This is a genomic window from Variovorax sp. P1_H2 (assembly GCF_056405295.1).
Window position 1 is genome coordinate 1 of sequence record NZ_JBFUCJ010000051.1, and the last position, 22,415, is coordinate 22,415.

At 67.4% G+C, this 22,415-nt stretch carries 17 protein-coding genes; 8 read left to right on the forward strand and 9 right to left on the reverse strand.

Features of this window, described 5'->3' with window-relative positions; genetic code table 11:
* On the reverse strand, nucleotides 1-1,457 hold a 1,457-nt coding region (locus AC1D2E_RS18245; RefSeq protein WP_478198695.1), incomplete at its 3' end, for a hypothetical protein.
* A gap of 312 nt (nucleotides 1,458-1,769) precedes the next feature.
* Between AC1D2E_RS18245 and AC1D2E_RS18250 the strand changes: the two genes are divergently transcribed.
* Both AC1D2E_RS18250 and AC1D2E_RS18255 read left to right on the forward strand, forming a co-directional pair.
* Nucleotides 1,770-3,155 carry an aminopeptidase P N-terminal domain-containing protein gene (locus tag AC1D2E_RS18250; protein WP_478198696.1) on the forward strand — a complete coding sequence of 462 codons (1,386 nt, stop codon included), beginning with the start codon at nucleotides 1,770-1,772 and terminating at the stop codon, nucleotides 3,153-3,155.
* An 83-nt stretch (nucleotides 3,156-3,238) separates the two neighbouring features.
* Nucleotides 3,239-4,423: an alpha/beta hydrolase family protein gene (locus AC1D2E_RS18255; RefSeq protein ID WP_478198697.1), complete on the forward strand. Its 1,185-nt coding sequence runs from the start codon at nucleotides 3,239-3,241 to the stop codon at nucleotides 4,421-4,423.
* On the opposite strand, the gene AC1D2E_RS18260 is transcribed toward AC1D2E_RS18255, so the two are convergent.
* From AC1D2E_RS18260 to AC1D2E_RS18280, 5 genes are read right to left on the reverse strand one after another with little or no spacing between them, the layout of a single operon-like run.
* Complete coding sequence (locus tag AC1D2E_RS18260) at nucleotides 4,389-5,969, reverse strand: FAD-dependent oxidoreductase (RefSeq protein WP_478198698.1); 1,581 nt, start codon at nucleotides 5,967-5,969, stop codon at nucleotides 4,389-4,391. The two genes, AC1D2E_RS18255 and AC1D2E_RS18260, sit on opposite strands and share 35 nt — an antisense overlap.
* Complete coding sequence (locus AC1D2E_RS18265; RefSeq protein WP_478198699.1) at nucleotides 5,966-7,495, reverse strand: polyamine aminopropyltransferase; 1,530 nt, start codon at nucleotides 7,493-7,495, stop codon at nucleotides 5,966-5,968. The genes AC1D2E_RS18260 and AC1D2E_RS18265 overlap by 4 nt, the downstream gene beginning before the upstream one ends.
* An 11-nt stretch (nucleotides 7,496-7,506) precedes the next feature.
* Nucleotides 7,507-7,725, reverse strand: coding sequence for a DUF350 domain-containing protein (locus tag AC1D2E_RS18270; RefSeq protein WP_478171331.1), 219 nt, complete (start codon nucleotides 7,723-7,725; stop codon nucleotides 7,507-7,509).
* Between the two features lie 24 nt (nucleotides 7,726-7,749).
* Nucleotides 7,750-9,231 carry a DUF4178 domain-containing protein gene (locus AC1D2E_RS18275; RefSeq protein WP_478198700.1) on the reverse strand — a complete coding sequence of 494 codons (1,482 nt, stop codon included), beginning with the start codon at nucleotides 9,229-9,231 and terminating at the stop codon, nucleotides 7,750-7,752.
* Complete coding sequence (locus AC1D2E_RS18280; RefSeq protein WP_478198701.1) at nucleotides 9,228-10,265, reverse strand: SPFH domain-containing protein; 1,038 nt, start codon at nucleotides 10,263-10,265, stop codon at nucleotides 9,228-9,230. Before AC1D2E_RS18280 ends, AC1D2E_RS18275 begins: the two co-directional genes overlap by 4 nt.
* A gap of 397 nt (nucleotides 10,266-10,662) precedes the next feature.
* On the opposite strand from AC1D2E_RS18280, the gene AC1D2E_RS18285 reads away from it, so the two are divergent.
* The 3 genes from AC1D2E_RS18285 to AC1D2E_RS18295 all read left to right on the forward strand — a co-directional run bounded on the left by AC1D2E_RS18285 (nucleotide 10,663) and on the right by AC1D2E_RS18295 (nucleotide 14,079).
* Nucleotides 10,663-13,002, forward strand: a complete 2,340-nt coding sequence (locus AC1D2E_RS18285) for an NADP-dependent malic enzyme (protein WP_478198702.1) — start codon at nucleotides 10,663-10,665, stop codon at nucleotides 13,000-13,002.
* A 181-nt stretch (nucleotides 13,003-13,183) separates the two neighbouring features.
* Nucleotides 13,184-13,597, forward strand: coding sequence for a guanyl-specific ribonuclease (locus AC1D2E_RS18290; RefSeq protein WP_478198703.1), 414 nt, complete (start codon nucleotides 13,184-13,186; stop codon nucleotides 13,595-13,597).
* Nucleotides 13,598-13,659: 62 nt separating this feature from the next.
* Entirely contained in the window at nucleotides 13,660-14,079 is a 420-nt protein-coding gene (locus tag AC1D2E_RS18295; protein WP_444813229.1) for a barstar family protein, read from the forward strand.
* Nucleotides 14,080-14,415: 336 nt separating this feature from the next.
* On the opposite strand, the gene rsmA is transcribed toward AC1D2E_RS18295, so the two are convergent.
* From rsmA to AC1D2E_RS18310, 3 genes are all read right to left on the reverse strand, one after another.
* Nucleotides 14,416-15,180, reverse strand: coding sequence for a 16S rRNA (adenine(1518)-N(6)/adenine(1519)-N(6))-dimethyltransferase RsmA (rsmA, locus tag AC1D2E_RS18300; RefSeq protein ID WP_478198704.1), 765 nt, complete (start codon nucleotides 15,178-15,180; stop codon nucleotides 14,416-14,418).
* A gap of 139 nt (nucleotides 15,181-15,319) precedes the next feature.
* The gene (locus tag AC1D2E_RS18305) at nucleotides 15,320-16,705 is read right to left on the reverse strand and encodes a peptidylprolyl isomerase (protein WP_478198705.1); all 1,386 of its coding nucleotides are present in this window, start codon (nucleotides 16,703-16,705) and stop codon (nucleotides 15,320-15,322) included.
* A 14-nt stretch (nucleotides 16,706-16,719) separates the two neighbouring features.
* Complete coding sequence (locus AC1D2E_RS18310; protein WP_478198706.1) at nucleotides 16,720-19,116, reverse strand: LPS-assembly protein LptD; 2,397 nt, start codon at nucleotides 19,114-19,116, stop codon at nucleotides 16,720-16,722.
* 101 nt (nucleotides 19,117-19,217) lie between these two features.
* Here AC1D2E_RS18310 and AC1D2E_RS18315 point away from each other — a divergent pair, with 101 nt between their 5' ends.
* Genes AC1D2E_RS18315 through AC1D2E_RS18325 form a run of 3 tightly spaced genes read left to right on the forward strand, consistent with a single transcriptional unit; the run spans nucleotide 19,218 to nucleotide 22,396 of the window.
* Nucleotides 19,218-20,312 (forward strand): aminoglycoside phosphotransferase family protein, encoded by a 1,095-nt coding sequence (locus tag AC1D2E_RS18315; RefSeq protein WP_478171322.1) that lies wholly within the window; start codon nucleotides 19,218-19,220, stop codon nucleotides 20,310-20,312.
* Nucleotides 20,309-21,037 carry a 16S rRNA (uracil(1498)-N(3))-methyltransferase gene (locus AC1D2E_RS18320; protein WP_478198707.1) on the forward strand — a complete coding sequence of 243 codons (729 nt, stop codon included), beginning with the start codon at nucleotides 20,309-20,311 and terminating at the stop codon, nucleotides 21,035-21,037. Before AC1D2E_RS18315 ends, AC1D2E_RS18320 begins: the two co-directional genes overlap by 4 nt.
* A gap of 3 nt (nucleotides 21,038-21,040) precedes the next feature.
* Entirely contained in the window at nucleotides 21,041-22,396 is a 1,356-nt protein-coding gene (locus tag AC1D2E_RS18325) for a M20/M25/M40 family metallo-hydrolase (RefSeq protein WP_478198708.1), read from the forward strand.
* Nucleotides 22,397-22,415 lie beyond the last annotated feature (19 nt).

The window sequence follows — 22,415 nt, forward strand, 5'->3', positions numbered from 1 at the left end:
ACGTTGTTGTTCAACGTGCCGACGGCCGTTTCTTCGGCGGGATCGTGCTTCACGTAGGCCAGCGCCGTCGGGTTCTTGCCGATCGCGACCGAGCCCTTGAGCGCGATGTCGGTCGGAACCGCCGAGCCGTTGGACGCGTAGTTGCCGAGGCTGTAGATCTGCAGGCTGCCGTCTTCGGTCGCGATCCAGGCACGCTGCGTCGAGTACAGGCTTGCCTTCACCGCGGTCGGATGCTTGCCGAGATCGACCGTCTTGATGACAGTCGGCTTCTGTTGCGGCGCCTGGTCGAAGGTGAACGGCCACTGGGTGGCGGCCTGGCCCACCGTGGTGGTCTTGGCGTAATCGGCATCGGTTCCGAAGTACATCGACTGGTAATAGTCGAACAAGGGCTTCAGGTTGACGAACGAGACCTTCTGCTCCGACTTCGACACCACCACCGCGACACCCCCGTGGGCCAGACTGCCGTAGTTGCAGCCGCCGGCCATGAAGGTGGCGCGATTGGCCGCCACGTTAAGCGGCAATTGCTCGTGCGTGACGAAGTTGCTGCCGCAGCTCCCCGGCAGGTAGACGCGCTGCAGGGTCTCGTTCTCCAGACCGGTGGTGACCGAGATCTCGGTCGGCGCGATCATGTCCGGCAGATCCACGTAGCCGATGACCTTCATGAACGCGATGTTGTTCAGGTTCGGCAGGCCCGGCACGATCGAGGTCCAATCCCCCCAGTAGCGGCCGTCGCTGCATGACTGGCAGCCGCCAGCAAGYGCGACCAAGGCGATCTGGCCCTTGAGGTTCACGGTATCCCAGACGGTGATGAGGGCGAATTCGCCGCCGTTGGTGACCGCCACTGCGGTCGGCACCTTGCCRGCGTCGAGCTGTGCGGTGGAGTGGTTGCTGGCCGTGTTGCTGCCGGTGGTRCCGATCAGGCCGCTCTGGAAGGCCATGACCGATTGCACGCACCAGGTCAGGCGGGCGTAGCAGCGGCCCATGGCCACCGGGGTCGTCTGGACACCCGCCGGGATCATCGACTTGTAGTAGGTGTTGGTGTTCCGATCCTGGCTGTCGCCGCCATACACCCAGCTGGCCTGAGGGGCCTCCGAGAAGGTGTTGCTGCGCTGCGCCAGGAACTCGAGCGTCGACACGCCCAGATACTTGCTTGGATCGTCCGGCACCCAGGCCACCTGTCCCATGGTCGTCGAGTAGTCGCCCTCGTTGGCGTTGTAGGCACCCAACTGCCATGTCATGTTGATGAAGCGCGCGTCGGCGGGGTACGCGTTGTTCGTCGCTGCCGGGTAGGTCGTCGATGCTCCGGCCGTCGCCGTCCCCTTGCCGTAGCGGTACTCGATGCCCGCGGCGCTGTTCAGCTGGCCCGCCATCGTGCGGTAGTCCGGAACCGATACCTTGCCCGAAGCGTCGACCACATCGCCAACGACCGCAGGCGCCGTCGTGGTGCTGGCGGACATGCTGCCCGAGGGCGTCGTCGCCTGGCTGACCGTGGCGCTTCCCGCGGAGGTCCCATCGGCCGCTGTGCCCAGGCCGGCCAGGCTGCTCCCTCCTCCTCCGCCGCCACCACCGCAGGCGGACAAGGCGCTCGCGGCAACAAGCAGAAGAACCGAGCATTTATATGAAACATTCAACAAAAAACACCTCCAAAATAACAAGTTGTGGGTTTTTACGTGGGAGAGCTCCTACGGGGCAACCCTTCTTGCAAATCCTTTCTTCATGTTTTTTGTCTCCCTTTGGTTGAACTTACAAAGGTATTGAATAGTGACGTTATGACCGCAAATCATCAAGCCTCTCGTCGGTTAGCTCTTTCTACTTATATAGGTGCCGACGGCATCGCCATCATTCCGACCTCGCCGGAGCGCCAGCGCAACCGCGACAGCGACTTCCTGTACCGGCACGACAGCTACTTCTATTACCTGACCGGGTTCACCGAGCCGAACGCCTGGCTGGTGCTGTCCGGGGACGGCCGTTCCACGCTCTTCTGCGCGCCCAAGGACCTGGAGCGCGAGATCTGGGACGGCTTTCGGCTGGGCCCGGAAGCAGCCCCGGCGTCGCTCGGGGTGGACGAGGCCCATTCGATCGACGAGCTCGATGCCCGGCTGCCGCGCCTGCTGGAGAACAAGCGCGTGGTCTGGTATCCGTTCGCGACCCACAAAGGGCTGGAGACGCGGATCGACGGCTGGCTGTCGGCGGTCCGGGCGCGGGTGCGCTACGGTGCCCTGTGCCCCGAGGAACAGCGCGACCTCTGCGGCCCGCTCGATGAGATGCGGCTGGTGAAGGACGCCCATGAACAGGACGTGATGCGCCGCGCGGCCCGGATCAGCGCCAAGGCCCACATACGCGCGATGCAGATGTCGGCCCGCATGCTGCGCGAGGGCCGGGAGGTGCGCGAGTACCACCTCGATGCCGAGCTGCTGCACGAGTTCCGCCTCGGCGGCTCGCAGTACCCGGCCTACGGTTCGATCGTCGCCGCGGGCGCCAACGCCTGCGTGCTGCACTATCGCGCGGACGCCGCGCCGGTGCGCGACGGCGATCTGGTGCTGATCGATGCCGGCTGCGAGCTCGACGGCTATGCCAGCGACATCACCCGCACTTTCCCGGCCAACGGCAAATTCAGCGGACCGCAGCGCGCCCTCTACGACCTCGTCCTGGCCAGCCAGGACGCCGCCGTGGCCGTCACACGCGCCGGACAGCGCTTCACCGACCCCCACGACGCCACCGTGCGGGTGTTGTCGCAAGGCATGCTCGATCTCGGCCTGTTGAACGCCGACAAGGTCGGCAGCGTCGACGACGTGATCGAGAAGCGCGCCTATTTCCCTTTCTACATGCACCGGACCGGGCACTGGCTGGGCATGGACGTGCACGACTGCGGCAGCTACATCGAACCGACGCAGGTCGGCGAAGTGAGCGAGCGCAGGGACCCGCTGTCCAACGAACTCATCCAGAACCGGCCCAGCCGCATCCTGCATCCGGGAATGGTGCTGACGATCGAGCCCGGCCTCTACGTACGGCCGGCGGAGGGCGTGCCGGAACAGTTCCACAACATCGGCATCCGGATCGAGGATGACGCGATCGTCACAGAGAGCGGATGCGAACTGATTTCGCGCGGGGTGCCGGTCGATGCGGACGAAATCGAAGCATTGATGCGCGCTTAGCGCCGGCCGCATGGGGCCCGCCGCGCGAAAGACCGGGAACCAACACTTACATTTGTTCCCTTAGGAAGTCCTATTTGGGTCCCATGCGAAAACGTTTCTGGATTCCCCTCGTCCTGGTTCTGCTGGCATGGTCCTATGTCGCGCGCCCGGTCTACGACTTCGCCTGGATCGCGGCGGGCCGACTCTGGGACATGGCCGGCACGCGCATCGGGGCACCGACCCTGCGGCCGTCGCGCGATGCCGTGGTCGGCCGGAGCCTGGGGCAGGGGGAAGAGATTGCGGGCTATCTTCGCGCCCTGCGCAGCGCGGCACCCGACGCGCTGGCGGTCGCCGCCGCACCCGAAGCCTCGCGCGCGCGCCTGCGCCAGAGCCTTCACTATCCGCCGCCAGGCTTCGAGACGCCGGGCACCGAAGCCGTGGTTGAAGCCGTCATCGGCGAAGACGCGTTCGCAAGCTACCGCGAACTGAAGATTCCGGTCCTGCCCGGCGTCTACGCGACCGGCCTGTACCTGCGGCCCAAGAGCGCGGACGCACAGCAGAAGCTGCCGCTGGTCATCTCCGCGCATGGCCGCGGCGGGATGCCCTCCGAAACCGCGGATGGCAAGTTGCCGGGCCTGGTGAAGTCGCGCCGCGATCTCGCCTGGGACGCCTTGAAGCACGGCTACGCGGTCTGGCTGCCGGTCTACGTCCACTACGACAAGAACGGCAGCGACTTCCGGGACCGGCTTACGGCCAGGGCCTGGGAGGCCGGCACTTCAGTGCCGGCCATCGAGATCGCGAAGACGGTCAAGGTCCTTGACGTGCTGCTGAAGCGTCCCGACATCGATGCCGGACGCGTTGCCATGATGGGCCATTCCTATGGCGGCTTCTACACCCTCTATACGGCCGCACTCGACCCGCGCATCCGCGTCGCGGTCGTTGCCGCCTATTTCAATGACCGCGAAGCGGTGCTGGACTCGTCCGAACCGACCGGCTTCCTCGACTGGCGATTCCCCGACTCGCTGACGCTGTGGCGCGACCCGTCGGTCGCGGCACTGGTGGCGCCGAGGCCGCTGCTGATCGAGGCCGGCAACCAGGACCAGCTGTTCCCGATCGCAGGTGCGCGCCGGGCAGCGCCGGAGGTCGGTCGCGTCTATGAGCGCCTGGGCGTCGCCGACCGCTTCGAGTTCAGGGAGTTCGTCGGCCGGCACGACTTCGATGGCGAGGCGGCGATGAACTTCATCGACCGCCATCTCAAACCGTCTTCCCCGCCAGGTGCCCGCGAGTGAAGGCCTCCTCGAAGRTCGAATAGCCGGACCAGTCGCCGTGCGCGAAGGCCAGGCGCCCGGCAGCCACCCGATCCTTCGCCCCCAGCGTCGCCAGCAGGCCGGGGGCCGGGATCGCCATCGCATGGCCGTGGCGCGTGATGTCGATCCGCGTCGCGAGTTCGCCGAGCTCGGGGTGGGCTTGCGACAACTCGGCCAGCAACTCGTCTCGCCAACCGGCCCACGACCTCTCCAGCAACTGGCGGCGGCCGTCCGGCCCGTCCCAGCCGCTGGGGCCGAGCGGTCGATACCAGGTCAGCACCGTGGCGCGCGGCGTCGGGTCCAGGGACTGGTGCCGCGCATCGACATAGCCCAGGCCGCGGCTGCCGTGGATCACGTTGTCCCACGACGGCGCCGCGCCCGGCCGGTCGGCCAGCGCGGCGCTCAGATGCACGTTGGCGACCAGCCAGGGGGCATAGCGCAGCGATGCGGCGGCCAGGCGCAGCCGTTCGGGCGGGCCCTCCACCACGCGGACGGCAATGAAGACCGGCAGCGCGACGATGCACCGCTCTGCCTGCCAGCGCAGCCGCGATCCGCTGGCGACATCGACCGCGTCGACCTCGACGCCGCTGCGCGTCTGCGCGATGCGCGTCACGGCGTGGCCGGTCCGGAGCCGATCGCCGAGCGGCTGTGCGAGCCGCCGGGTCAGCCAGGCGTTGCCTTCCGGCCAGGTCAGTACCGCCTCGCGCTCGCCGTCGTCCTCGCCGGGCGCGTGGAAGCCGTGCCGACTGGCGAAATAGTGGATGCCGGCCCAGGCGGAGACATGGGCCAGGCCGGCGCCGTAGTCGTCGCGGCAGCAGTAGTCCAGATACCAGCGCAGATGCGGATCGCTGAAGCCCTCGCGCCCAAGCCAGGCTTCGAAGGGCAGCGCATCCAGTTCCAGCAGGGCCGGCGCCGGCACGGTGCGCAGCGTCGGAATCGAGAACCGCGCCTGGCGCCGCAGATCGTCCACGCGCCGCGAAAAGCGCCGGTACTGGGCCAGCGTGCCGGCCCCCACGCCCTGCACCGGCAGCAAGCCCTCCTGCCAGCTTCCTTGAAAGAACAGGCGCTCCTGCGGGCTGTGGCAGAGATGCCGCTCGTCGTACTGCCATCGGCCGGCCACCCGACGGCGCAGGCCCAGTTCCTCGAGCAGGTCCTGCACCTCGTGCGCGGCGTCGCCAGGCAGCGGCAGGTAGTGCGCGCCGAGCGGACAGGCAATGCCCTGCACGGCGCCGCCGCGGCTGTTGCCGCCGGCCTGGTCCTCGAGTTCGAGCAGGACGAAATCGTCGACGCCGGACAGGCGCAGCGCCCGCGCCGCCGCCAGGCCGGCCACGCCGCCGCCGGCGATCACGACGCGGGTGCGCCGCGCGGCGTCGGGGGCGGCGCCGGCCGACAGCGTGCCATCGCGCCATGCATGGCCTCGTGCCACGTCGATCCCCGTGAAGCCGCCTTCGATATCGCGCCGCGCTTCGCAACCCGCCAGGGCCGCAGCGGCGGCGGCCGGCATGCCCAGGAACGCACGCCGCTTCATCGCCCCCACTCGTGCTCGTAGGTGCTCACCAGCGTCTGGTTCGACAGCCGGTTCACCTCGGCCGGCACCCGCGCCATGTCGCGCGGGAAGTCGAACAGCAGCGGCAGCGTCGGCACCGACAGGAAGCGCAATCCTTCCGGCAGTGCCTCGGGCAGGCGGAACGGCCGGCGGCTGGCGATGATGTAGCCCCACTCGCCGAAGCTCGGCACGTGCGCGTGATAGGGCATGGCCGTGAGCCCGACCGATTCGATGGTCGTCGCCACGGTCCAGAAGCTCTTGCGCGCCACCAGCGGCGAGGTGGTCTGGATGACCGCGTAGCCGCTCGCCGCCAGCCGCTGGTCGAGCAGCGCATAGAACGAACTGGTGTAGAGCTTGCCGATCGCGAAGTTGGTCGGATCGGGAAAGTCGACCACGATGACATCGAAAACCTCGCCCGGTTGCTGCAGCCACTGGAAGGCGTCGGTGTTGACGATCGTCAGCTTCGGAGAACTCAGCGAATGGTCGTTCAGGGCGGCCAGCGTCTGGTGCTCGCGGAACAGCCGGGTCATGTTCGGATCGAGTTCGACCAGCGTCACGTGCTCGACCGACGGGTACTTGAGGATCTCGCGCACCGCCATGCCGTCGCCGCCGCCCAGCACCGCCACCTTGCGCGGTGCGCCGTGGGCCGCCATCACGGGATGCACCAGCGCCTCGTGGTAGCGGTACTCGTCGCGCTCGGCGAACTGCAGGTTGCCGTTGAGGAACAGCCGGTGCCCGGCGGCGCCGCGCGTGACCACGATGCGCTGGTAGGGCGAACTGGCGCTGAAGACGATCCGGTCCTGGTAGAACTTGTCCTCGGCCAGGGTCGTGATGCGATCGGCGAGGACGAAGGCCGCCAGCAACGCGCCCAGCGCCAGCACGCAAGCCAGTGCATGCGCGCCGACACGGCGCAGTTCGTGCCGGAACAGCCACAGCGCCCAGACCGCCACCACCGCGTTCATGAAGCCGAACAGCAGACCGGTGCGGATCATCCCCAGTTGCGGCACCAGCAGCAGCGGAAAGGCGATCGACACCGCCAGGGCCCCGAGGTAGTCGAAGGTCAGCACCTGCGACACCAGGTCCTTCAGGGCGACGTTGCGCCGCAGGATCCGCATGACCAGCGGGATCTCGAGCCCGACCAGCGTGCCGACCACCAGCACCAGGCCGTAGAGCAGCAGCCGGAAGGCGCCGGGGACGTAGGCGTTGGCGATGAACAGCAACGCCGGCAGCGCGCCGCCGACCAGCGCCACCATGAGCTCGATGCGCAGGAAGTGCGCCGGCAGCTGGCGCTCGAAGTAGCGCGACAGCCAGGAACCCACGCCCATCGCGAACAGGTAGGTGCCGATGATGGTGCTGAACTGCAGCACCGAGTCGCCCAGCAGGTACGAGCTCAGGGCCGCCGCGCTGAGCTCGTACACCAGCCCGCAGGCCGCGACCACGAAGACGCTGGCGAGCAGCGCGATCTCGACCGGCTGCGGGCCGCTGCGCAGGGCGGGAAGCGCGGACAAGGCCGCCCCCTTCAATGAATGGCCGCGGCGATGATGATGCAGATGCCGAGGCTCATCGCGGCAACCACGAGCCCCAATGCCACGTTCTGCTTCTCGACGATCTCCTGCCACAGGTCATAGGGCGTGAGCTTGTCGACGATCAGGAAGGCCAGCCAGAAGACCGCCAGGCCGATCACCGCGTAGATCAGCGATCCGAGGATCACGGCCGGCTTCAACCATTCAATTCCCATGATGAGAACCTCCGAAAAAAAACGTCACTTGTGGCTGCCGCCACTCGAATAGCCGCCGTACGAACCGCCCGCGCTGCGCGAGCCGCCGGAGCCGCTCCCGCCGCTGCAGGTGCTCAGGATGATCAGCAGCACGATGATCACCACCACGATCAGCACGATGGTGCCGCAGCCGAGGCGGGAGGCCGCGCTCACCGGCAGCGCGTCGCTGCGCTTGAACATGTCCTTCCGGCGATCGAGCTTGAAGGCCGCCGCGACCGCGGCGCTGTCGATCCGGCTGCCGGACGACCAGGTCAGCTCGTTCGCCGAGCGCTCCATCGACAGCAGCGCGCTGCCGCTGGCGAAGTCCCGGTTGAAGGTCTTCTGGCCGCGCTCGACCTGCCAGTAGAACTCGCCCGCGACATAGCTGGTCTCGGCGTTGTAGGCGTACTGCTGCTGGTAGACCTTGCCGAGGTAGGTGGCCCGGGCGCCGCTCTCCGCCATCCGGGGCGCACCGGTGGTCGGCTTGACCAGGCTCCAGCCGTCCTCGGCATCGACCAGGAAGCTGAAGCCGCGCTTCTTGTTGTAGAGCAGGTATTCGCTCCAGCCGAAGTGCTCGTCGTCGCCGGTCGCCACGCCCATGCGGTGCTGGAATCCGACCAGCTGCCAGTCCGCGCCCTGCAATTGGCCGATGCTGCCGAGCGGGATCAGCGGCTGCACCGGCTCGTGCTGGGCCGCATGCCGAAGCTCGCCGCCGATGCCCTGTGACAGGTCGATGATGCTGTTGCACGACGCACAGGTGATGCTCTTGCTCTCGGCCAGGTTGACCGTCACCGGCGAGCCGCAGTTCGGACAGTTGAAGCTGCGGCCCTTTTCCTCCCTGGCCGACTCGTTGCGCAGGCCGGTGAGCTGCAGGTCCTCGAGCTGTACCGAGCGGCCCAGGTAGCTGCCCGGCGGATCGGTGTCGTACTCGAGGCTCAGCACCTGGCCCTGCTCGTTGCGCAGTTCGACCACCGCGAACGGACGGCCGAGCTCGGGCAGCCGCGGCAGTTCGCCCTGGGCCGAGACCAGCGCCACCTGCTCGTTCGAAGCCACGGTGTAGTTCTGGCCGTTGAAGGCGGTGCTGCCGCCCACGCGCAGCTCGACCGCCGGCGGTGCCGCGCGCTGCAGCTCGAGGGGCGAGGCGAAGACGAAGGCGCCGTTGTCCTCGCTCAGGATGCCGCTGCGCTCGCCGTCGAAGGCGGCGATCCATTCGGTCCAGTGGCCGCCGGCATAGCGGTACTGGAGCCTGCCGACCAGCGTGAGCGGCTGGCCCTCGACGCGGCCGGCGGCGAACAACTGCAGCGGGCTGAAGTCGTCGAACAGCTCCGCCATCTTGCCGGTGCGCGCCAGCGTCTCGCCCTGGCGCACCACGGTGCTCTGGCAGTAGGGGCAGACCGCGTGCGTCGACTGCGCCGATCGGAACTCGACCGGCGCGCCGCAACCGGGGCAGGGCGCGCGGTAGAAGCGCTGGCTGCCGCTGTCCGTCACACGAGCTTTTTGAGCAGCTCCGCCTTCTTGGCGTCGAATTCTTCCTGCGTGAGGATGCCCTTGGCCTTGAGCTCACCGAGCTTCTCGAGCGTGGTCATCACGTCGGCCGGATTGACCCCCGCGGCCGCCGGTTCGGCCTGCGCCGCCGCGGGCTGCGCCTGCAAGCCCTGCGCCAGGTTCTGCGCCAGCACCTGGCCCAGCGCAACGCCGGCCCCGAGGCCCATCGCGTCGCCGGCGATGCCGCCGCCGCCGCCCGCGCCCTCGGCGAACTTGGGGATCGCCTGCGCGGTCTGGTACTGCATGAACTTGCCCATGTCGTTGCCGACCATGCCCATGCCGATCTTCTGATCGAGGACCTTCTGCAGTTCTTCCGGCAGCGAGACGTTCTGGACCGTGATGTTCTCGAGCTGGATCCCGATCTTGGCGAACTCGGGCGTCAACTGCTTCGCCAGCGCTTCGGCGAACTGGATCTGGTTGGCCGCGAGGTCGAGGAAGGGCACGCCGCTGGCGGCAATCGCATTGCTGATGTTCTGCAGCAGCAGGCCGCGCAGCTGGCCGTCGAGGTCGGCCACCGTGTAGAGCTCGCGCGTGCCCGAGATCTGGGTATGGAACAGCCTGGCATCGCCGATGCGGAAGCTGAAGTTGCCGAAGGCGCGCAGCCGCACCGCGCCGAAGTCCTTGTCGCGCACCGTGATCGGCTGCGGCGTGCCCCATTTCTGGTCGACCTGCTGGCGGGTGCTGAAGAAGTAGACGTCGCTCTTGAAAGGCGACTCGAAGAGCTTGTCCCAGTTCTTGAGGTAGGTCAGGACCGGCAGCGTCTGCGTCGTCAGCTTGTACATGCCCGGGCCGAAGACGTCGGCCACCTGGCCCTCGTTGACGAACACCGCGACCTGCGACTCGCGCACCGTGAGCGACGCGCCGTTCTGAATTTCCATCTCCGCCATCGGGAAGCGCCAGGCCAGCGTGCCGTCGCCGGTCTCGGTCCACTGAATGATGTCGATGAACTGCTTCTTGATGAAATCCATCAGCGCCATGGTCGCTCCTCGTTCACGGGGGTTTTCCGTGGCGGTGATATTGCCACAGCGCCCGAAGGACAACCCTGGGGACAGTTCCGGCACAACACGCCACTTGTCCACAGGCAGGCGGCCTCGTCCGAAGTTGTTCGCCTCGCCGCGACAGCAGCGAAGCGCGCCTGCACACAGCCGCCGGGCTGCGGCAAACCCTTGTCGCAAAAGGAGAAATGAGCCCTGTCCACAGAACAGGACGGCCCTTACTACTACTACTAATCTAAATAAGAAGACTAAGAAGAAAAGATAGGAACAGCCACTTTCCACCCAGCCATCCGGGTCGGCGCCTCGCGCCCCACGGGCGGTCGGATCGAGGTCTACAATCGGCGCCCTTTACAAGAAGCGTCCTAGGAGGCACGGCCCCATGTCCGATTCGACTTCGCAGATCCCCACGCCCGAAGACAAGCGCGCCGAGCTGCGCCGCGCCGCGCTCGAGTACCACGAACATCCGGTGCCGGGCAAGATCTCGATCGCGGCCACCAAGCAGATGGTCAACCAGCGCGACCTCGCCCTGGCCTACTCGCCCGGCGTGGCGGCGCCCTGCGAAGAGATCGTCAAGGACCCGGTCAACGCCTTCAAGTACACGGCGCGCGGCAACCTGGTCGGCGTCATCACCAACGGCACCGCGGTGCTGGGCCTGGGCGACATCGGGCCGCTGGCTTCCAAGCCGGTGATGGAAGGCAAGGGCGTGCTGTTCAAGAAGTTCGCCGGCGTCGACGTCTTCGACATCGAGATCGACGAGAAGGACCCGGCCAGGCTGGTCGAAGTGATCGCCGCGCTGGAGCCGACCTTCGGCGCCATCAACCTCGAGGACATCAAGGCCCCCGACTGCTTCTACGTCGAACGCGAGCTGCGCAAGCGCATGAAGATCCCGGTCTTCCACGACGACCAGCACGGCACCGCGATCACCGTGGCGGCCGCGATGCTCAACGGCCTGAAGGTGGTCGGCAAGGACATCGGCCAGGTCAAGCTCGTGACCTCCGGCGCCGGCGCCGCGGCGCTGGCCTGCCTGAACCTGCTGCTCAAGGTCGGCCTGAAGCGCGAGAACGTCTACGTGACCGACCTCGCCGGCGTGGTCTACGAAGGCCGCACCGAGCTGATGGACGACGACAAGCGCCAGTACATGCAGAAGACCGACGCGCGCACCCTGAACGACATCATCGAGCGCGCCGACGTGTTCCTCGGCCTGTCGGCCGGCGGCGTGCTGAAGCCCGCGATGGTCGCCAAGATGGCGGCCAAGCCGGTGATCTTCGCGCTGGCCAACCCGAGCCCCGAGATCTCGCCGGAAGACGCGCATGCGGTGCGCGACGACGTCGTCATGGCGACCGGCCGCACCGACTACCCGAACCAGGTCAACAACGTCCTGTGCTTCCCCTACATCTTCCGCGGCGCGCTCGATTGCGGCGCGACGACCATCACCGACGAAATGGAAGTGGCGGCGGTGCACGCGATCGCCGACTTGGCGCAGGCGGAACAGAGCGAGCGCGTGGCGGCCGCCTACGTCGGGGAGAAGCTGAGCTTCGGCCCCGAGTACCTGATCCCGAAGCCCTTCGACCCCCGGCTCATGATGAAGATCGCGCCCGCGGTCGCCAAGGCCGCGGCCGAGAGCGGCGTCGCGCTGCGCCCGATCACCGATCTCGACGCCTACCGCGACAAGCTGCAGACCTTCGTCTACACCTCGGGCACGATGATGAAGCCGATCTTCGACGCCGCCAAGCGGGCGCCGAAGAAGCGCGTGGCCTACAGCGAAGGCGAGGAAGAACGCGTGCTGCGTGCGGCCCAGATCGTGGTCGACGAAGGCATCGCGCGGCCGACCCTGATCGGGCGACCGGCGATCATCGCGCAGCGGATCGAGAAGTTCGGCCTGCGCCTCAAGGAAGAACTCGACTACGACATCGTCAACGTCGAGCAGGACCACCGCTACCGCGATTTCTGGCAGACCTACCACCGCATGACCGAGCGCAAGGGCACCACGGTGCAGACCGCCAAGATCGAAATGCGGCGGCGCCTGACCCTGATCGGCGCCATGCTGTTGCACAAGGGCGACGTCGACGGCCTGATCTGCGGCACCTGGGGCACCACTGCATTGCACCTGCACTACATCGACCAGGTGATCGGGCGGCGCCCGGGCGGCTGCCCCAGCACGCCGCAGGATGTGCCGATCTACGCCTGCATGAACGGCCTGCTGCTGCCGGATCGCCAGGTGTTCCTGGTCGACACGCATGTCAACTATGACCCGACGCCCGAAGAACTGACCGAGATCACGACCATGGCGGCCGAGGAGATGATGCGCTTCGGCCTCAAGCCCAAGGCCGCGCTGCTGTCGCATTCGAACTTCGGCAGCAGCAACCAGCCGAGCGCGGTCAAGATGCGCCAGACGCTGGACCTGCTGCGGGTCCAGGCGCCCTGGCTCGAGGTCGACGGCGAGATGCACGGCGACATGGCGCTCGACAGCAAGCAGCGGGCGGCCGTGATGCCGCACAGCGCGCTGGCCGGCAATGCCAACCTGCTGGTGTTTCCCAACATCGACGCGGCCAACATCTCGTACAACCTGCTGAAGACGGCGGCCGGCGGGAACATCGCGATCGGGCCGGTGCTGCTCGGTGCAGCCAAACCTGTGCATATTCTCACGCCCAGTGCGACCGTTCGCCGCATCGTGAATATGACAGCACTGACCGTCGCGGATGCCAATGCCGAACGATAAGCGGAACATCGACAGCGAACGCTAACTTCAACAGCGTCGCTTCTCCCTTCTACCTGCTCAAAGATTGAGCAGGTGCTTGCTATTTGCGCGTCCCTGGTGCACACTTGCGGGCTTGAATTTGCGGGTTAACCCCAAGGTTGATCCCCCGGTTCGGTTCTCGCTCTTTTCCTTCTGGTGCCCCATGGCGGCTTACGCCTCGATCTCGTCCCCGGTTTCCAAGTTGGCGCTCACTGGCATGCTGCTGGTGGCCCTGACGACGGGAGTCCAGGCTCGCGAATGGTTCGGCGCCCGTGACGGCACCCCGGCACAGGAAACGGTCGCGCTGGCCGAACTGCCGGTGCAAGGCCAGCGTACCTATGAGGCCATTTTGAACGGTGGTCCTTTCCGGCACGAGAAAGACGGCACGGTGTTCGGCAACCGAGAACGACTGCTGCCGCCGGAACGGCGAGGCCACTATCGAGAATACACGGTCGATACGCCCGGTTCGCGTGACCGGGGCGCCCGGCGCATCGTCTGTGGAGGCGAGCGCACGACGCCATCGGGCTGCTGGTATACGGCAGACCACTACGCGAGCTTCCGGCGGATCGTGCCATGAGCGAGCAACTGAATTGGAGCGGCGCCGAAAGGTGTCCCGAAGAAATGACGACGACGACAACCATGGAAAGACCAGCGGAGATGACCTTATCCCTTCGTGCAGTGCGACCCAACATCGTGCAGTCGATTCGCGCCTTCCGCGTGAACGACCTGCAGGAAGCGGCGCATGCGGCCGGTCAGCATTTCCTGTACGCCAACCTGGGCAACGCCCAGACGAAGCAGGACGTGCTTGACCTGATTGCCCAGCAATTCACCTTCCCGCAGCACTTCGGCAAGAACTTCGACGCGTTGTACGACTGCATGACCGATCCCTTGCACAAATCGGGCCCGCAGCCGGGTTTCGTCATCGTGCTCGAGCAGATCCCGGCCAATGCCAAGTTCGACAAGGAAGCACGTGAGCAGCTGCTCGACATCTTCCGCGACGCCTCCGACTACTGGGGAGACCGGAAGATACCGTTCAGGTGCTTCTATTCTTTTCTGTAGCCCGTTCTGCACACACCAGCCAAGCAGAACGGGCGAACGAGGCTTCCCCGGACAATGCCGCCGCTCCGGCGACCGGCATCGATCTTCAAAATGCCGACCCAGCGGCGGAAAAGATGCCGACCGACAAACTGGTCGACGTCTCGCCACTGGCGTTGCGCATGAGCAGCCCCTTCAATGCGGGCTATTGGCTGGCAGCGGCGTAGCTGTTGCTCGCCCCCAGGTTGCCCGGCACTTCGTGTCCGGGCGCCCACCCCCTGCCGGGGGCAACACCCGCGGCCCGGCAAAGCCGGTTCCGCGGTGTTTCACCAACAAAGCCCAGCCTTCGGCGGGCTTTTTTTATGGGCGGACGGATTGGGCCAGGGCGACGTATTCGGCGACCGGTACTTCCTCGGCACGGCGCTGGACGTCGAAGGCGCCGGCGAAGGCATGTGCTTCGAGCCATTTGCCGAGCGTATGGCGCAGCAGCTTGCGGCGCTGGCTGAAGGCGACCTGGACGATCTCGCCGAGGCGGGCGGCATCGACGGCAGGCGGCTCGGCCAGGGGCACCATGCGGACCACGGCGCTGTCGACTCGTGGCGGCGGATCGAAGCTCTCCGGGGGCACGAACAGGATGTTGTCCATCGCGTAGCGCCATTGCAGCATGACGCTCAGGCGGCTGTAGTCTGAAGTCGCCGGCCGGGCGACCATGCGGTCGACGACTTCCTTCTGCAGCATGAAGTGCTGGTCGGCAACCCGATGGGCGAAGCCCAGCAGATGGAACAGGATCGGGGTCGAGATGTTGTAGGGCAGGTTGCCCACGACGCGCAGCGGCGCCGGCGAGAACTTGTCGGCCAGCGCGGCGAAATCCACCTTGAGCACGTCAGACTCGATCACGTCCAATTGGCCGTGCCCGCGAAGCCGCTGCGCCAGGTCGCGGTCCAGTTCGATCACCGTGAGCCGTCCCAGCCGCTCCACCAGCGGCTGCGTCAAGGCCGCCAGCCCCGGCCCGATCTCGACCATCGCATCCCCGGCCTTCGGCGCGATCTCGCGCACGATGGCGTCGATGATTCCCCCGTCGGTCAGAAAGTGCTGCCCAAAGCGCTTGCGCGCGATGTGCTTCACGAACGGGCCCTTCCCGGCCGCGGCCAACGGCCGCTGGCCCCTTCGTGAAACACCGCGGAACCGGCTTCGCCGGGCCGCTGGTGTTGCCCCCGGCAGGGGGTGGGCGCCCGACACGAAGTGCGGGCAACCTGGGGGCGAGTCATGTTTGCGGCGCTTCGCGGTACTCGACGTAGGCGCGGGCGCGCACTTCCTGGGCCCAGGTGTCGGTGGCCTGTTCGACCCTCTTCTGGCGCATCACGGCGCGCACGGCCTCGCGCTGCTCGGCCTGGCTCAGCTTGGCTTCGCGCCGGCCCTGGACCTGGATCAGGTGGACCCCGAAACGCGTGACCACCGGGTCGCTGGTCTCTCCGGGCGCCAGGCGGTTCACCACTTCCTCGAACTCGGGCACGAACATGCCCGGCCGCGACCAGCCCAGGTCGCCGCCTTGCTTGGCGCTGCCGTCCTGGGAATTGTCGCGTGCCAGGCCGGCGAAGTCGGCCGAGCCGGCCTGCAGCCGCTTCTTGAACTCGGCCAGCTGTGCGACCGCCTCGGCCGTGCTGCGCTTCGGATCGTTGCGCAGCAGGATGTGGCGCACCTGAGTCTGCGTGACGACCGCATCGCTGGCGCCGGGTTGCGACTTCGACAGCAGCTTGAGCACATGGAAGCCGGCGCTGGAGCGGATCGGCCCGGCAATGCCGCCGACCGGCGTCGACTGCGTGGCCTCGACGAAGATCCCCGGATAGCGGTCTGCGCTGCGCATGCCCAGGGCACCGCCGCCGGCGCGGTCAGGCGCATCGGAGTTGTCCTGCACCAGCTTGGTGAAGTCCTCGCCGGCGCGGGCGCGCTGCGCCAGGGCCTGGGCGCGCTGCTGCAGCTTGGCCACGTCGGCCTCGCTGGCGTTTTCGGGCACCAGGACGATCAGCTGGGCGATGTTGATGTTCGGCGGGAAAGCGGCATTGGCGCCGGCGCGCTGTTCCTTGATGAACTGGTCGACTTCGATATCGCTGATCTTGACCTTGGCTTCGATTTCGCGATCGCGCAGGCGCGTCAGGATCAGCTGGTCACGCAGGTCGCGGCGGAACTGGTCCTTCGAGAGGCCCTGGGCCGCCACGCGGCGGCGCAGTTCGTCCACGCTGATCTGGTTCTGCCGGGCGACGGTCTGCTCGGCCTGGTCGACCGCGAGATCGTCGACCTTGACGCCGTATTCCTTGCCCATCTGGAGCTGCGCCCGCTCGTTGATGAGCCGATCGAGCACCAGCCTCGCCAGATCGGCCCGGGGAAGGCGTTCGGCGTCGGGATTCTCTCGCAGCACTTGTTCCATGCGGGACTGCACCTCGGTGTTGGTCACCGGCTCTGAGTTGACCAGCGCGACGATGTATTCGGCCGAGCGCCGGGTGGCGAGCGCCGGCGGGCGCGGTTGGCTCGGCATCGGAGCCGGCCCGACGCGCGGGCCGCTGCGCATGATGTCGGTGATGCCCTGGGCGCCGGCTGCGGCGGTCAGCGCCGCGAGGCAGGCCAGGGTGAGGATGGATCGGATGGGTTTCATGGCGAAGCTCGATCTCAGTCGTAATTGGTGAAGCGGCTCGGGCCGAGGCTCGGTTGGCGAAGCGGGGTGTAGCGCTGGATGTTCTGCGTCAGTGTTCGTCTCGGGCTCGAGCCGACGCTGGCGAACCCGACCAGCTCGAGCTGGAACATGATTCGCGTGTTGGCTGTGACTTGGCCGGTGGTAACGCGTTCCACCACCACGCGCCCGATCCAGCAACAACCGTCGTATTCGAAGCCGAGCACGCCGTCGGTTAGTTTGCTGGACTCCAGACTGTAGTTCAAACGGCCTACCGCGTACCAGCGCCCGCCGCCTTGACCCCTTCCGGCACCCAGGTCCTGGCCCTTGTCGCCCCAGAGGTCGTTGATCGGCCACTGCCAGCTGACATCGAGCGACCGGTTGCCGTCATTCGAGGTCGGGGTGGTGTCGGCCTGATAGCGGTAGGCGGCACTCACCGTGCGGTAGGGCCCGGGGTTGTAGCGCGCGCTGAGTGCGGTGCGGGCCGAGTTTTGCGTGTCGGGGTTGTACTGGACGGTGCCGTCCACGCTCCATTTCGGCGTCCAGTTGATCTGGGCGCCCAGCAGCAGGTTGCTGACCCGGTCGGTGACCGGCAAGCCGCCCGGCATGGTGACCAGCTGGTCCGCGAAGCGCAGCTGCTGGGCGACGCCGAAGCGCGCGGCCTCGGCTCCGGTGTCGGGGTCGATCAGCCGGGTGGTCGCGCCCAGCGTCAGCAGGTTGCTGTCGGAGATGCGGTCATTGCCCGAAAAGGCGTTTTCGGTGTAAACGGTGGCGAAGTTGAAGTCGTTCTGCGCCGTGTCGTAGACCGGCAGGTAGTTCTGGTTCCGGAAGGGCGTGTAGACATAGAAGGCGCGCGGCTCCAGCGTCTGGCGGAAGGCGCGGCCGAAGTAGTTGGCGTCGCGCTCGAAGATCAGGCCACTGTCCAGGCTGAAGGTCGGCACCACGCGGTCCGCCGAGGTCGCGCCGTTGGTCAGCAGCGGCGCATCGAACTGGTAGGCGGTCGCGTTCAGCATCACCTTCGGAACCACGAAGGTCCCCGGTGTCAGGAAGGGCCGGCTCAGCGAGGCCATCGAGAAGACCCGCTCGCCGTTGGGCTGGCCCTGCACGAGCGGATTCTTGGCCTCGAAGCGCGTGTAGTCGTTGTTGAGCGAGAAGTCGAAGCCGTTCCAGTCGTACTTGTTGTAGTTCGCCGTGATCTGCGGCATCCGGTCGTAGGGCGGCACGATCGGTGCCGGCGCGTACTGCAAGGTCTGGTAGCTCAGCGCGCGCGCGGTGCCGCTCCAGTCGCCCTTCATCCAGTTGAGCGAACCGTCGTTGGCCAGCAGGCGCTGCGTCAGCGAGGGCGTCCGGGTGAAGTCGCGCCAGTAGTCGTTGTCGCTCACGCGGTTGATGTTGAGCGTGCCGACCAGCGAGTCGAGCCCGAAGTACCGGGCGTCGAAAGTCTGGGCGTGATGGGTCCAGATGCCCCAGCGGTCGCGGTCGCGCAGCTGGTCGTACGGCATGTAGTCGGCCCGGATCTCGCCGCTGTACTTCTCTTCCAGGTAGCGGAACTCGGTGCCCAGGTTGATGCCGCGCTTGCTCATCAGCGTCGGATACAGCGTGGCGTCGCGGTTGGGCGCGATGTTCCAGTAGTACGGCGTCGTGATGTCGAGGCCGTTGACATTGTCGAGGCCGATGACCGGCGGCAGCATGCCGCTCTTGCGGTCGTTGCTGAGCGGGAAGCTCAGCGACGGGAAGGGCGGTGTGCTGACACCCATGAAGGTCAGCCGCGCGTTGGTCGCGACACCGACGTTCTCCTCGGTGTCGGTGGTCAGGGTGGCGGCGCTCAGCAGCCAGGCCGGCATCCAGCCCGGGTAATCCTCGGGCCGGCAGGTGGTGTAGGTGGCCATGCGCGCCACCGAAACGTTGCTGTCGACGAAATCGATGCGCTTGGCGTCGCCCCGGCCGCCGGTGGCGAGGAATCGGTAGCGGACGTTGTTGAAGAAGCCCTCGAAAGTCTCGAGCTTGAGCTCGAGTTCGGGCCCCTCGTACACGTTGCCGGCCTGGTTGATGCGGACATTGCCGGTGGCGCGGGCGCGGTCGTCCGGCTGGTAGTACTCGAGCCGGTCGGCCCTGAGCGACAGATCACCGCGGCGCAGGGTCGCGTTGCCTTCGACCACGGTCTCGAGGTCGGGCCGGCCGGAGATCCGGTCGCCATCCACGAAGGTCGGCAGCTGGCTGCGCGAGGTCGGCGGGATGGTTTCCACGAGTTGCGGCGTGCGCTTGAGCACGAGCGGCGCGCCCAGGTCCGCGTCCTGTGCCCACGCGCCCTGCGCATGCAGCAGCGCCAGCGACAGCAGCGCCAGGGGCAAGGGCGGGCGGCACCGGCGCCAGGCGGCTCGGTTCAGGTCAGGCATCGGTACGGGACAAATTTCGGTCTGCGGGAGGGGGAAGATGGCGCCGTGGGCCATCGGGTTGCGAAGCTCCGCGCCAGGCGGATTTGTAGAATCGATTATCCATGACAGCCTCCCAGCCCCCGTCCGGCGCCGCCGCCCCCTCTCCCGAAGCACCGGCCTGGGGCGACCCGGCCCGCGCCAGGTCGTTCCAGCATTGGATGGAGCGGGTTTCCGAACGCCATCATCTGCGGCCCGAGAGCGTGCGCATGGCCTCGGCCGATGCCAGCTTCCGGCGCTATTTCCGCGTCGATGCCAGCGCCGGCGCCCCGACCCGGATCATCATGGACGCGCCGCCTGCGCAGGAGAACAGCGCGCCCTTCGTGCAGGTCGCCAAGCTGATGGCCGAAGCCGGCGTGAGCGCGCCGCAGGTGCTCGAGTGGGAGCCCTCCGAGGGCTTCCTGCTGCTCGACGACCTGGGCCGGCAGACCATGCTGGACGTCATCGACCCGGCGAAGCCGCAGGCGGCACGGCCTTTGTACGACCATGCGGTCGATGCCCTGGTCCGCTGGCAGTTGGCGTCCAGGCCCGGTGTCCTGCCGCCCTACGACCGCGCGCTGCTGGAACGCGAACTGGCCCTGTTCCCCGACTGGTACATCGCGCGGCACCGCGGCATGGCGGTCGAAGGGAGGCTCAAGGAGCGGCTCGAACGAAGTTTCAAGGCCATCGTCGAGAACAATCTCGCAGCCGCGCCGGTCTACGTGCACCGCGATTTCATGCCGCGGAACCTGATGGTCGGCGATGGCGATGCGCTCGGCGTGCTGGACTTCCAGGATGCGGTCTATGGGCCCGTCACCTACGACATCGCAAGCCTGATGCGCGACGCCTTCCTGAGCTGGGACGAGGAGTTCGTGCTCGACGTCACGGTGCGCTACTGGGAGCGGGCCCGCAAGGCCGGCCTGCCGGTCGACGATGACTTCGGCGCCTTCTATCGGGCGGTCGAATGGATGGGTCTGCAGCGCCACCTGAAGGTGGCGGGTATCTTTGCCCGGCTGACGCTGCGCGACGGCAAGCCGAAGTACCTGGCCGACACGCCGCGCTTCATCGCCTACATCCGGGCCACTGCTGCTCGCTATAGCGAACTGACGCCGCTGCTGCGGGTCGTCGACGAGGTCGAAGGCACGCAGGCATTGAGCGGCTTCGCCTACGGACGCGTGTGACAGCGCGTTTCCACTGCGCGGTTGCGCTGGCCGCCGACGGCCCCCTGGTGCTGCCGGCCGGCGCGGCGCGCCACGTGCAGGTGCTGCGGATGCAGCCCGGCGATGCGCTGACGCTGTTCGACGGCCTGGGCGGCGAGTACGCGGCCACGGTCGAGCGCATGGGCCGCAGCGAGGTCGCGGTGCAGGTCGGCGCCCACACGGCGGTCGAACGCGAGGCGCCGCGTGCCGTCCACCTGGCGGTCGGCATGCCGGCCAACGAGCGCATGGACTGGCTGGTCGAGAAGGCCACGGAGCTCGGCGTGGCCAGCATCCAGCCCCTGATGACCGCCCACGGCGTGCTGAGGCTCAACGCCGAGCGGGCAGAGAAGAAGCGGACCCACTGGGAAGCGATCGCGATCGCGGCCTGCGAGCAATGCGGACGCAACCGCGTGCCGCGGATCCATCCGGTGCTGGCCCTCGTTCCCTGGCTGGAGTCGCAGCAGGGAGATGTCGAGCGTTTCGTGCTGAGCCTGGCGCCCGGCACCCGGAGGGTGGCCGACGTCCTCGGCGCCGTGCAAGGCGCGGGCCCCGATGCCTGGGTGCTGAGCGGCCCCGAGGGCGGCCTCAGTGCAGCCGAGGAGCAGGCTGCGATCGCGCAGGGTTTTGCGCCGCTGACGCTCGGTCCGCGCGTGCTGCGGGCCGAAACGGCCGCGCTGGCGGCACTGGCCTGGCTGGCCGGCGGCTGATTCATGCGCTCTCGCCACCTGGGCCGCCGGAGCGCGGCGCCACTGCTCCTCGCCGCACTCGCCGCCGGCCTCGCCCATGCCCAGAACGCCGCGGTGGCGCCCACGCCCACCCATGTGCGACCGGCGGTCGACCAGGCCTACACGCAACTGCTCGCTGCGCCCTCGATGCGCAAATTGCTCGATGCGGTGGAGGCCGATCACGCGCGGTCGGTCGAGGACCTGCGCATGCTGACCGAGATCGAGGCGCCGCCATTCAAGGAGCAGAAGCGCGCGGAGGCCTTCCTGGCCCGCATGAAGGCGCTGGGCCTGTCCAATGCCAGGATCGACGCCGAAGGCAATGTGATCGGACTGCGCAAGGGCAGCGGCAACGGCCCGAGGCTCCTGGTCTCGGCGCATCTCGACACCGTCTTTCCGGCCGGCACCGACGTTCGCGTGAAGGAACGCGACGGCCGGCTCTACGCACCTGGCATCTCGGACGACACGCGCGGGCTGTCGGTGCTGCTGTCCTGGCTCAAGGTTCTGAACGACCAGCAGGTGCAAACCGTGGGCGACCTGCTGTTCGTCGGCAACGTCGGCGAGGAGGAACTGGGCAACCTGCGTGGCATGAAGGCCATCTTCCGCGACCACCCCGACATCGACGGCATGGTCGGGTTGGAGCCGGCGGCCGACGGCACGGTGCTGGTGCTCGGTACCGCCAGTCATCGCTACGAAGTGAACTTCAAGGGGCCCGGCGGCCACAGCTACGGCGCCTTCGGCAAGGTACCGAGCGCGATCCACGGCATGGGCCGCGCGATCGCCCGGATCGCCGACATCGAGACGCCGGCATCGCCGCGCACCACCTTCACGATCGGCACCGTCGGCGGCGGCACCTCGGTCAACACCATCGCCCCGGATGCGCGCATGACGGTCGATATCCGTTCCGACGAGATGGGCGCACTGCTGGAGACCGAGAAGAAGGTGCTGGCCGCGATCGACGAGGCCGTGGCGGCGGAGAACAAGCGCTGGAACGTCTCGACGCTGGTCGCCACCACGAAACTGATCGGCGACCGGCCCGGCGGGCGCACGGTGGCCGATTCGGTGATCGTCGAGGCGGCGGTGCGCTCCAACGCCGCCTTCGGCCACAGGACCCTGCTGACCGGCGCCAGCACCGATGCGAACGTGCCGATGTCGCTCGGCATTCCGGCCATCATCATCGGCAGCGGTGGCCAGACCGGCGGCTTTCATGCACTGTCCGAATGGATCGACGTGACAGACGCCTGGCAGGGCGCGCAGAATGCCCTGCTGACGGTGCTCGGGCTGGTTGGCGTGCAGGGCGTGAGCGAACCCCTGCTCGCCAGGCGGGCGCTGCACGCCAGATAGCGGCCATTCCTTCCCCTTC